Here is an 11,184-nt window from a genome sequence, read left to right as displayed (position 1 = left end):
ATTAAGAAGAAAATCTAAGCCAGTAATAGGGCTTAAATATTAATATACGAGGAGGTAAGACGGTGAAAGCAATCCCGACTGATGTCCTGAGTAAAGAATTGATGGAAAGAGAAGGAGTTATCTCTATTACAGTAAAGGAATTTGAAAAGATAGAAGTAGCTGGAGTGGTGGTCGCTGGTCCAGCAGTTATTTTGATTAATCAAGATTAAGTACATATCATTGAAATAAAAAGCATCCATCTAGGATGCTTTTTATTTGTATGTAAGCATAAATATGATGGATAATTGTGTTACTGGAGGGAAAGTCTGTGGCAATAATTATAACAATGTTAGTAATGGGTATTTTATTAGGATTTGTTGGAGCTGGAGGAGCTGGGTTTATTATCGCGATACTCACTTTAGTATTCCAAATTCCTATTCATGTTGCTCTTGCAACATCTTTAACTGCAATGGCATTTACGACATTATCAGGTGTTGTAAGTCATTACCGTGAAGGCAATGTTGCACTTATTATAGGCGGGATTGTTGGGGGATTTGGCGCAATTGGCTCTTATATTGGTTCTAAATTTGGTTCACTTATACCAGCACATCTTCTTCATTGGTTTACAGCTGGGATGTTATTTTTATCGGCAATTTTTATGTTTATTAAATTAATTATGTTCCAAAACAAAGAAAAGTCGTCTTTATATAAACATAAAGAGTTTTCCGTGAACTACTTGTTGAAATGTGTATGCCTTGGATTAGTTACTGGAATGATGGCTGGTTCATTTGGGATTGGTTCTGCACCGTTTATTCAACTTGGATTAATGGTTCTATTGGGACTTACGATTCAGCAATCTGTAGGGACAACAATGCTTGTTATATTACCGATTGCAATTGGAGGCGGGATAGGATATAGTTCGGAAGGATATTTAGATTATATATTGTTATTGCAAGTATTGATTGGGACCATGTTAGGGGCATACATTGGCGCGAAGTTTACAAATTATGCACCGCGAACGCTTTTGAGGTTTTCGATGATTATGACACCGGTTTTAGCTGGGTGTATGCTATTGATGGAATAAAGTGAAATTATAATCAGTAGGGGGTTACTGCTTACAAATAGCGGGATAAAATTAATATAGCAAACTATTAATATATTTTACGAATGAATTATATAGGTAATTCATATTTCCCATATAAAAGGATTTGTTTTAATATTATGAGTGTAAAGTTCGAGTATTCGAAGTACTACTTGAATTATATCCCTATCCCTTTTCTAAAAATGCGAACAAGTTTTGCCCTATTCTATTCAATAGTTAATTGCATAGAAATATATTGTTCGATGACCATTATGGAACGTACATAATGGGAAAATCCCGATCCTTAAAGAGGATGCCCCTAATCTTCATGTGAAAATATGATCGGATATGAAAGCTGCCCAATTTATGGTCAGCTTTCTTTTTGTTCGAAAATTATTTCTTCTTTAATTTCTGTTTGCAATAATACAGTTTTTCCGAAGCGACGTTTGCATTCCGCGCGCACTTTTTCAAGGGCTAGTAGCTGAGTAGTGGCGGGAACTGTGACAATAGCTTGGCGAGGTTTTCGATTTTCTTCACAAAAGACACATTCCACAACATAATTAGAAATCATATTTTCATCCTTCCATTTTTAATTTCTAAGAAGGGATTGTCTATGAAGTTGATGTAACTTTTCGTCATTGTTTTATTATTTTCCTCTTTTTTTCAAGGGGAAAATAATAAAGAAGGCGAATTTTAGTAGGGGAGGGATGTTTATGGAGAGATGGATAGGTAGTGCAGCGGTATGTGTAAATGAAAAAAATGAAGTTTTAATGGTACTGCAGGGAAAAGAGGGAGAAGAAAAAAGGTGGTCTGTCCCAAGTGGAGGACTTGAAAAGGGAGAGACACTAGAAGAATGTTGTATCAGGGAAGTTTGGGAAGAAACAGGTTACAATGTGGAAGTTGTAAATAAAATATATGAAAAAGAGGGTATTACATACGGTGTTCCAGTGTATGTCCATTATTATTTTGTTAAACAAATAGGCGGTAATATGAAAATCCAAGATCCTGATGAGTTAATACATGAAATTGCTTGGAAAGGGATACATGAAGTTGAACAATTGTGTTTAGCTTTTCCAGAGGATTATGAATTGCTGTACCAATATATAAATAAAGAAGTAAGTATGTAAATACTTGCTTCTTTAATGTATCCAAGACAAGAAAAGCGGAACGATAACTAAACTAGCGCCTGCTGTTAAAAGCATGGATAAACTTGCAATTGTTCCTTCCACAGGACCGATTTCGAATGCTTTTGATGTACCGGTTCCATTTGCGCTCGTTCCTAACATAATACCTTTTGCGATTGCTGTTTTAATACGGCAAATACGTATGAGAGAAGGACCGAACAATGCTCCTGTTAAGGCAGTTAAAACGACAAATACAGCAGTTAATTGTGACATACCACCAATCATTTCTGAAATAGCCATTGCGATTGGTGTTGTTACGATATGTGGCGCTAAACTATGTTCTAGTGATGAATCAATTTGAAAATAATTTGCTAGTAGTGCTGAAGTAATGACTGATAAAAACGAACCGACAATGACATTAAGTAAGATAGCCATTCCATGTTTCTTTAGTAAATCAAAGTATTTATAGATTGGCCATGCAAAAGCAACTGTTGCGGGTTTTAATAATTCAGTTAACCAGTGACCACCAGATTCATATGTTTCATAAGGTGTATCTAATCCGAGCAATAAAGAAATTAAAATAATGGGACAGACGAGAAGAGGAGAAAGTAGACTCCAATTCCAGCGTTGATACATTTTTTTTGATATCCAATATGTGAATAGTGTTAATAGTAAACAAAGAAATCCGATCATTGCGTTGATCCTTTCCGCTTTAGTAGCAATTCTGTTAAAAGTCCTGTAACTAAGGTAACGCAAAGAGTGCTAATCATAATAATTAAAATGAGATCGATTCCATATTGTGTTAGTGTATCTCTGTAACGTATGACAGCGACTGCAGAAGGGATGAAAAATAAAATAAGTTCTTTTAATAAAAAATCTGCTCCGTCCTGTATCCATTCTTTTTTAACTAGGTTAAATTTTAATGAAATTAATAATAAAAAAATACCGATTATACTTCCTGGAACTGGGAGGTGTGCCTGTTTTGCAATCCATTCACCTGTCCAAGCGAAACAAAATAGTAATAAAATTTGTCCGCTTAACTTCCACCATTTCATACAGTAACCACCTCTTTCTTTTTTTACATAAAAATTGTAAAAAAGAATTAACAATTTCTACTATACGTTCATTCAAAATATTTGTCTAATATATAAATTATATGTTATTAATATATTAGACATATTAATCGAAAGTGAAAAGGGTGTCCAAAAATGGAATTACGGCATTTGCAATATTTTGTTGTTGTGGCAGAAGAGTTACACTTTGGACGGGCGGCTGCTCGTTTACAAATGACACAACCACCACTTAGTCAACAAATACAGCAATTAGAAAAAGAAATGGGAGTTACATTATTTTCAAGAACGAAAAGAAAGGTTGAACTAACAGAAGCAGGAGAAATGTTTTTAAAAGAAGTAAAAAAGGCGTTTGAACAAATTGAAAAAGCAGTAGAAGTTGCACAAAGTGCGCAAAGGGGAGAAGTAGGATCACTTTCAATTGGTTTTGTAGGTGCGGCGATATATGATATTTTACCATCAATTGTTAGGGAATATAGAAAAAAATTTCCGAGAGTGTCTGTTGCATTACATGAATTGTCAACACCAGATCAAGTTCATGCACTTCATGATAACCGTATCGATATTGGCTTTTTACGTCCACCAATTCCAACACAATTATTAGAATTAGAGCCAATTCAAAGGTTATCTTGCACCTTATGTTTACCAAAGGCACATCCACTTGCAGAGAAAGATGAAATACATATAGAAGATTTACGAGATGAGCCGTTTGTATTTATTACGAGACCAGTATGGCCAGCTTTGTATGATACAATTTTATCTCTTTGCAGAGAAGTTGGATTTAGTCCGCGTATTGTACAAGAAGCAACAGAGTATCAAACAGTTATGGGGCTTGTAGCAGCAGGGATTGGAATTACAGTAATACCCGTGTCGGCAAATAAGTTATATAAAACAGAAGTTGTATATAAAGAGTTATATGATTCTAATTTTGTTGCAGAAATGTCAGTGGCTTACAAAAAAATGAATAGTAATCCAGAGCTGCTAGAGTTTTTAAAAATTGCAAGAGAGAAGAAAAGAATAGAAGTAGAAGATGAGCAATAGTAGTAACAGAATATGGATTTAATTCAAATCCATAAAAGTACACCTTATTAAACAATAAAGCGGAAATGCAACTTAAGTTGCATTTCCGCTTTATTGTTCTTTTTTTAGCTCGATACTAAATAGATAAACGTGTTCATTTTCTTTTAAGAGTAGATCAATACCTGTTTCTTCATCAATGGTAGGAACGCTTACAGTTTCTTTACTGCTTTGGATTACAGCAGCTAAAGTTGTTTTTTGATTGTATTTTAAATTTTTTATAGATTGGATTGTAGTAGTTGCAGAGCTATTTACGCTTGGTGGCGCTTCTTCAGGAACAAGTGTTGAACCACCTTCAATATTCAGATACCACTGCCTTTTTTCTTGTATATCTTTATCGAATTGGAAATGTGGTGGTAAAAAAGAAAGCTTTACTTTCTTTTTTGAAAAATGTGAGGTAGCTATATTAGCAATTTCTTTTGTTTTTTTACCATTGTTATAATAATCAATTGTAGCATTTATTTCATCTTTATCATTTTTAAGAGTAACGTTATAAAACATGCTATTTCCTTCTTGAAAAGGAGTCATTTGTAAAATAGAAGCTTGCTCTTTTGTTAATTTGTATGGCTCAACAATGGCAACTTCATTGTTTTTTATTTGGCTACAACTTGTGAGTAATAATAAACACAAGATTGATAGTAATTTTATACGCATGCAATCTCCTCCTTTTTACAATTATATTCTAAATGTGATTTTTTATCATTTCGTTTTCTAGGACTAAAGACTTAGAAAAAATTCCGATTGTAGTGCGATGTTTAAAATGTCATATTTTTATACACTAGTAGTATAGAATGCGTATGTAATAAGGTAGGGGAAGAATTTTATGTCTTTATGTCGGTTAGCGAGAAAAAATATTAGAACATTTGCTACCAAAAGGATGAAGCAATTTATGTGGATTGCTATGAGTACTATGATTTTGTTTTTTATGATATCGTTACAATTTAATGAAGGAGCTATTTTGAAAGTAGGGGATGCATTTGTATTTCAAATGTATTTTTACACACTGTTTATTGTACTAATTTTCATATGTATTTTTACTACATATAAAATGATGTACTCCCTTTTGCTAGTGAGGAGAGAGGAGTTTACATCTTATGTAGCAGAAAATATAAAAAGAAAAGAAGTACTATGTTTATTATGTCAGGAGCAATTATTCATTTATGGAGCAGCATTTGTTTTCGGATTAATTAATGGGATGCTATTTTTGAAATTATTCACGGTTATCTTTATGAAAATCGCAGGGATACAAGGAGTAAATAGTGCGCCAATTACAATATATGCAGTTGTAATTATTAGTATAATTATGATGACTGTCGTTTTAATAACGATGATGCAATGTTATCGATTTGTTCGAAGTTTAAAAGATGAAAATTCGTTGCGATTAAAAGAAAGGGCATGAGAAATCATGCTTTTTTCTATTTTACACATAAAAATAATCATGTTACAGTGAAAAGACCTGACAAAGAATGGGAAGGAAAGGTTGTATAGAATGACAAATGAACAATCAATTGTAAAAGTCGATCGGTTAACGAAGCGAATCGGCTCAAAGACACTTGTACAAAATATTAGTTTTGAAGTGAAAAAAGGCGAGGTTGTCGGTTTACTCGGACCAAACGGTGCTGGAAAAACGACTTTAATGAGAATGATGGTTGGTATGATCCGTATGACAGAAGGTGAAGTATGGATTGATGGTCAATCTGTGAAACAGCAATTTGAAAAAACCGCTGCGAAAATTGGGGCGGTAATTGAGACACCCGAATTTTATCCTTTTTTGAGCGGGTATGAAAATTTAACATATTTCGGACGAATGAATGGTAATGTGACCGAAGAACGTATCGATGAAGTAGTGAAATTGTTAGGAATGGGACAAGTAATTAATCGTAAAGTAAAAGCATATTCACTCGGCATGAGACAACGTTTAGGAATCGCTCAGGCGCTTATTCACGATCCGGATGTGTTGGTACTAGATGAACCGACGAATGGATTAGACCCTAGTGGAATACATGAAATGAGAATGTACATAAAAAAAATTGCACACGAACAAGGAAAAGCTGTACTTGTATCGAGTCACTTACTTTCAGAAGTTGAATTAATGTGTGACAGAGTTATCATTATTCAGCACGGGGAATATGTGGCTACGCAAAATATTCAGTATATTCAAAGTGAAGAGATGGAGACGATCCGTATACGTGTAGATGATGCGAATAAAGCAGCGGAAATGTTAGGGCATGATGTTTTATTAAAGGATAATGAATTAATTATTAACGTAAAAGATGAAGAAATCCCAAATGTTATTCGTACATTGCTTGAGAAAAATATTCAAGTGTATCGTGTATATGAAGAAAGAAAAACGTTAGAAGAGCAATTTTTAGAATTAACAGGGGGAAAAGATATTGTTTAATTTAGTATATAACGAACTGTATAAAATATTTAAGCGGAAGCGAACGATTATTCCATTTGCGGTTATTGCAGTATTAATAATCGGATTAGGGTGGGTTACGGTAAAGTATTTTGAACCGGAAACAAAAGGATGGAAAGTAGATTATACAGAACGTACTGTAGAAATTGAGAAAAAGCTTGGCATGAAAAAAGAAGCTATTTTAGCAGAAAAATCAGGGGATGAGCTTGTAAAAGAATACCAGCTTAAGATGAAGCATTTAGATACGGATACAGCACCGGCAAGCAGTTCTCCACTTTCTTTCATGAGAGATACAGGTTTTATCGTATTTCCAATTTTGCTCCCATTTATCCTCGTGTATGCAAGTACAATTTTTGCGAATGAATATAGCTGGGGAACATATAAATTTTTAACAATCCGTCCGGCGAGTCGATTTAAAATTTTAACAGCAAAGTTTTTAGCAATCGTTATATTTGCAGCTTTATTGTTTATATTTAATATGATTTTCTCCGCTTTATGTGGACTTGTTATTTATAAATTCCAACAGCCTGCATGGAGTGAGTTTATTTTCCAAGATGGAAATATAATAAAACAAAATATTTTTGTGGAAGCAAGTAAATATTATGTTTTATCGTGGTTACCAACGGTTGTGTATGCATCGTTTGCATTTATGATTTCTGTGTTAACGAGATCTAGTGGAGGTGCAATTGGTATTTCACTATTCCTTGCTTTATCAGGCAATATTGCGTTATTAGCAGCCACTAGATATAACTGGGCGAAATATTTATTGCCAGCAAACACAGATTTATATAGTATTTCAAAGAATGGAAGTTTTATTGATGGAGTAACATTCCCGTTTGCATCATGTATGTTACTGCTTTATTTGTTCGTATTTTTATGTATTTCATATACTGTGTTTTTAAAACGTGATTTAACTTAATAAGAAAAGCCGTTCAGGGTGCTGAGATGCACTTTGAACGGCTTTTTTTATGAGAATTGTTTAAGTGCTCTTTCGGCTAGTAAAGCAAAGTATTCTGCACTTATAGGCAGTGCCTCTTCATTAATTGTAAAAGCAGGATGATGCCATTCATGTGTACCGCTCGTTCCCATAAAGACGAATGAACCTGGTATTTCCTGTTGGTAAAATGAGAAATCTTCTCCAGCCATTGACGGACTAGGCGAGATGATATTAAGATTCATCTTTGTGGCAACTTGAGTAGATAAGTCTGTAAGAGCTTTATCGTTGTGAACAGCAGGAGGACCTGAAAAAAAACGGAATTCCGTTTTTACACCTAATGCATCAGATACACCTTTAATAATACGCTCCATGAGTGCTGGGATCTTTTCACGTGTTTCAGCTTGGAACGTGCGAATAGTTCCTTCTAACGTAGCTTTTTCAGGAATCACGTTCCACGTATTTCCTGCATGAATATTTGTAACACTAACAACCGCATTATGAGATGAACTTATATTTCGGCTTACAATTGTTTGCAGTGCCATCACAATTTGAGAGGATGCGACAATAGGATCTACGCCAGCATCTGGTACAGCCGCGTGTGTACCAACTCCGTGAATTTCAATTTCAAATCGATCAACTCCAGCCATCAGTGGACCATCTTTAATGCCAATTGTACCTACTGGTAAATCAGGTTTATTATGCATGCCGAAAATCGCTTGCACATTACGTAAATGTCCAGCATCAATAACTTTGCAAGCGCCATTACTACTTTCTTCAGCTGGTTGGAATATGAAGCGAACCGTTCCATTTAGGGAAGATTCTCTTTCTTTTAATAAGAAAGCAGTACCTAAAATAGCAGCTGTATGAAAATCGTGTCCACAAGCATGCATTTTCCCTCGTACTTTAGATGCATAGGACAAATGTGTTTCTTCTTGAATAGGAAGGGCATCAATATCAGCACGAACTGCTACAATTGGTCCGTTTTTATTACCAGACACTTCAGCGATAATTCCTGTTTCTAAATTGGAATCAATGATAGTAATATTTTTTTCTTCTAACCAATTTTTTATTGCTTTTGTTGTTTCGAACTCTTCATATGATAGTTCTGGATACTCATGTAAATGTCGACGGATGGAAATAAGTTTTTCTTTTAGTTGATTTGAAATAGATACCATGTAGTATGCCTTCTTTCTTCAGCAAAATAGTTATCATAAGTATACAACAATAAAAGAGAGGATTCTCAAATGAAAATCCTCTCTCGTTTATCCCATAAAAGCCCGATTGGTTCAACTAATTAAAGTTTCACTTTATGCTGCGACTTTTTTATGCGTAGGATGTTTACGATAACGTCCACGCATTGCGTATGCAATTTGCGGGATTGCAATCCCAATTAATATAAGTGATACACCGAACCATTGTGAAGATAGTACAGCCTCTTTTAAAACGAATACGGACATAATTGTTGTAACTGGTAGTTCCGCTGCACCAAGAATAGTCGCTAAGCCAGAACCGATTTTTGGAATCCCGATTGTAAAGGCAATAGATGGAATGACGATACTAAATGTTCCTAATCCTAAACCGTATTTCCAAAGACCTTGAGAAATGGCACCATTAAAAATAAATGTTGGTGGGAATACAATCATGACTAAAGTTAAAGCACCAGTCATTAAGAGAACACCGCGCGGTAATGAAGGTACTTCAACAGCAACTTTTCCGCTCACGAAAATGTATGTTGCGAATGTAACAGCAGATAATAAACCTAAAATGATTCCAGTCGTATCGAAAGCACCTGCTGATTGTTCTAGTAAACCACTTGATAAAAATGTCCCTACAAGTAAGAAAATAACAGAAATAACTTTTTCTCTTGAAGGTAATGTTTTTGTTGCGACTGCTTCAATGATAATTCCGACCCAAACGAATTGGAATAAAAGAATAATTGCAATAGAAGCTGGTACAGTTTTTAATGAGGCATAATAAAAAATTCCGGTAAAACTTGCAGATGTTCCTGCAACGAATAAAAGTAATGCTTGCTTTAAAGGAACGCGATGTCTAGAAAATAGAAGTGTAGTAGCAAGCAAAATAATCCAACCGAACAAATATTGGCTGCCAATTACCTCTCCAAGTGAAAATCCTTCTGCATATGCAAGCTTAACAAAAATAGCTAAAATTCCATAACTACACGCTCCTAATAAAACTAAAAGAGAATAACGAAGCATGAAAAATTCCTCCCATCTATATGAAGTTGTTCCGTATCGAAAATATATAACTAGAGGGAAGTATACAAAATTAGAAATAAAGGGTCAAATGAAAGAAAAGTATGACATTTTATAGAATAATAATAAAAGTATGATATTTATGCATAATCTTGAAATTATTAATAGTAGAAGTATTATAAAATCAACTTTGCATTGTATAGAGACAGCATTTGAAAAAAATATTTTTTAAACAAATATGTAAATAGGCGTACTAGTAGCGTGCTAATTATTTGAGAAACTATGTTACCTTTGTTATGTTAATAACAATTAAAGGAGTTTCATAATGCATTTGAGTTTTTTCTATATAATAGAAGGAAATGAAAACGTTTTATTAGAAACTGTGAGGAAATATGTTTTTTCTTATTGCCACGTTGTAAAAGTGATTTCACGAATTGTTCATAGTATTTTTATGTGTTTTTGTTACAATATTTAGGGAGAGGAGTGGAATGATGCAAGATATTAGTATTTTTTTAGCGTTTGGCGCCGGGTTCTTATCATTTATTTCCCCATGTTGCTTACCGCTTTATCCGGCATTTTTATCGTACATAACAGGTATGTCGGTTTCTGAATTGAAAGAAGAAAATGCAATGCTTCGCAAAAGAAGTATGATACATACAGCGTTTTTCTTACTTGGATTTTCAATTATATTTATTGCAATTGGATTTGGTACAAGTTTTATTGGAGGAATCTTTACTGACTATAAAGATTTAATCAGACAGTTAGGTGGTATCTTTATCATCGTGTTCGGTTTAATTATTGTCGGGGTGTTTAAGCCGAAATTTTTAATGCAAGACCGTAAATTTACATTTAAAAATCGTCCAAGTGGCTATTTTGGATCAGTACTAATTGGATTAGCCTTTGCAGCAGGGTGGACGCCATGTACCGGACCAATTCTAGTGTCCGTAATTGGATTAGCAGCAACAAATCCAGAATCAGCAATGATATACATGATTGCTTACATACTTGGATTTGCTATCCCGTTTTTCGTACTGTCATTTTTTATTACGAAAATGTCTTGGATTAAAAGAAATAGTATGGCCTTCATGAAAGTCGGAGGATACATTATGATTGTTATGGGTGTCTTCCTATACTTTAACTGGATGACGAAAATTATCGTATATTTCTCAAGTTTATTTGGTGGTTTTACCGGTTTTTAGTATTATTCTGCGAAAATGTTGGAAATACTAACGGAAAAGCATATAATGAAAGTATATTTTGCATATAGCCACAAAAAAGGATGAG

At 34.1% G+C, this 11,184-nt stretch carries 15 protein-coding genes; 9 read left to right on the top strand and 6 right to left on the bottom strand.

What is annotated here, in order from left to right; all coding sequences use genetic code 11:
- Positions 1-62 precede the first annotated feature (62 nt).
- Positions 63-209, top strand: coding sequence for a BC1881 family protein (locus CQ064_RS28355; RefSeq protein WP_000644411.1), 147 nt, complete (start codon positions 63-65; stop codon positions 207-209).
- Between the two features lie 98 nt (positions 210-307).
- Complete coding sequence (locus CQ064_RS28350) at positions 308-1,063, top strand: sulfite exporter TauE/SafE family protein (protein WP_000974667.1); 756 nt, start codon at positions 308-310, stop codon at positions 1,061-1,063.
- Between the two features lie 367 nt (positions 1,064-1,430).
- On the opposite strand, the gene CQ064_RS28345 is transcribed toward CQ064_RS28350, so the two are convergent.
- Positions 1,431-1,631 carry a DUF3903 domain-containing protein gene (locus tag CQ064_RS28345; protein WP_000625226.1) on the bottom strand — a complete coding sequence of 67 codons (201 nt, stop codon included), beginning with the start codon at positions 1,629-1,631 and terminating at the stop codon, positions 1,431-1,433.
- A gap of 142 nt (positions 1,632-1,773) precedes the next feature.
- On the opposite strand from CQ064_RS28345, the gene CQ064_RS28340 reads away from it, so the two are divergent.
- Positions 1,774-2,187, top strand: a complete 414-nt coding sequence (locus tag CQ064_RS28340) for an NUDIX hydrolase (RefSeq protein ID WP_000442976.1) — start codon at positions 1,774-1,776, stop codon at positions 2,185-2,187.
- Positions 2,188-2,199: 12 nt separating this feature from the next.
- On the opposite strand, the gene CQ064_RS28335 is transcribed toward CQ064_RS28340, so the two are convergent.
- The gene (locus CQ064_RS28335; RefSeq protein WP_000578963.1) at positions 2,200-2,877 is read right to left on the bottom strand and encodes an LrgB family protein; all 678 of its coding nucleotides are present in this window, start codon (positions 2,875-2,877) and stop codon (positions 2,200-2,202) included.
- Complete coding sequence (locus CQ064_RS28330; RefSeq protein ID WP_000872365.1) at positions 2,874-3,239, bottom strand: CidA/LrgA family holin-like protein; 366 nt, start codon at positions 3,237-3,239, stop codon at positions 2,874-2,876. Before CQ064_RS28330 ends, CQ064_RS28335 begins: the two co-directional genes overlap by 4 nt.
- A 153-nt stretch (positions 3,240-3,392) precedes the next feature.
- On the opposite strand from CQ064_RS28330, the gene alsR reads away from it, so the two are divergent.
- Positions 3,393-4,295, top strand: coding sequence for an acetoin biosynthesis transcriptional regulator AlsR (alsR, locus tag CQ064_RS28325; protein ID WP_000423235.1), 903 nt, complete (start codon positions 3,393-3,395; stop codon positions 4,293-4,295).
- A 90-nt stretch (positions 4,296-4,385) separates the two neighbouring features.
- On the opposite strand, the gene CQ064_RS28320 is transcribed toward alsR, so the two are convergent.
- Positions 4,386-4,985 carry a hypothetical protein gene (locus CQ064_RS28320; RefSeq protein WP_001220605.1) on the bottom strand — a complete coding sequence of 200 codons (600 nt, stop codon included), beginning with the start codon at positions 4,983-4,985 and terminating at the stop codon, positions 4,386-4,388.
- 169 nt (positions 4,986-5,154) lie between these two features.
- Between CQ064_RS28320 and CQ064_RS28315 the strand changes: the two genes are divergently transcribed.
- The 3 genes from CQ064_RS28315 (at position 5,155) to CQ064_RS28305 (ending at position 7,669) form a co-directional block, all read left to right on the top strand.
- Positions 5,155-5,730, top strand: coding sequence for a hypothetical protein (locus CQ064_RS28315; protein WP_000050626.1), 576 nt, complete (start codon positions 5,155-5,157; stop codon positions 5,728-5,730).
- A gap of 90 nt (positions 5,731-5,820) precedes the next feature.
- Positions 5,821-6,732, top strand: coding sequence for an ABC transporter ATP-binding protein (locus CQ064_RS28310; RefSeq protein ID WP_000180627.1), 912 nt, complete (start codon positions 5,821-5,823; stop codon positions 6,730-6,732).
- The gene (locus CQ064_RS28305; RefSeq protein ID WP_000482759.1) at positions 6,725-7,669 is read left to right on the top strand and encodes an ABC transporter permease; all 945 of its coding nucleotides are present in this window, start codon (positions 6,725-6,727) and stop codon (positions 7,667-7,669) included. Before CQ064_RS28310 ends, CQ064_RS28305 begins: the two co-directional genes overlap by 8 nt.
- 47 nt (positions 7,670-7,716) lie before the next feature.
- Here the strand turns inward: CQ064_RS28305 and CQ064_RS28300 are convergent, their stop codons facing one another.
- Both CQ064_RS28300 and CQ064_RS28295 read right to left on the bottom strand, forming a co-directional pair.
- Positions 7,717-8,862: a M20 peptidase aminoacylase family protein gene (locus tag CQ064_RS28300; protein WP_000253672.1), complete on the bottom strand. Its 1,146-nt coding sequence runs from the start codon at positions 8,860-8,862 to the stop codon at positions 7,717-7,719.
- 132 nt (positions 8,863-8,994) lie between these two features.
- A complete protein-coding gene (locus CQ064_RS28295; RefSeq protein WP_000947049.1) occupies positions 8,995-9,903 on the bottom strand; it encodes an EamA family transporter in 909 nt (302 codons plus the stop codon).
- A gap of 322 nt (positions 9,904-10,225) precedes the next feature.
- On the opposite strand from CQ064_RS28295, the gene CQ064_RS34350 reads away from it, so the two are divergent.
- Together CQ064_RS34350 and ccdA are read left to right on the top strand one after the other, a co-directional pair.
- Positions 10,226-10,375, top strand: a complete 150-nt coding sequence (locus tag CQ064_RS34350) for a hypothetical protein (protein ID WP_002152557.1) — start codon at positions 10,226-10,228, stop codon at positions 10,373-10,375.
- Between the two features lie 16 nt (positions 10,376-10,391).
- Positions 10,392-11,099, top strand: coding sequence for a cytochrome c-type biogenesis protein CcdA (gene ccdA, locus CQ064_RS28285; protein ID WP_001152676.1), 708 nt, complete (start codon positions 10,392-10,394; stop codon positions 11,097-11,099).
- Positions 11,100-11,184 lie beyond the last annotated feature (85 nt).

Source organism: Bacillus sp. MYb78 (assembly GCF_002975115.1).
In the GTDB taxonomy this organism is placed as follows: domain Bacteria; phylum Bacillota; class Bacilli; order Bacillales; family Bacillaceae_G; genus Bacillus_A; species Bacillus_A cereus.
The sequence above is the reverse complement of the archived record's forward strand: the minus strand, read 5'-3'. Positions and strand labels throughout refer to the sequence as shown.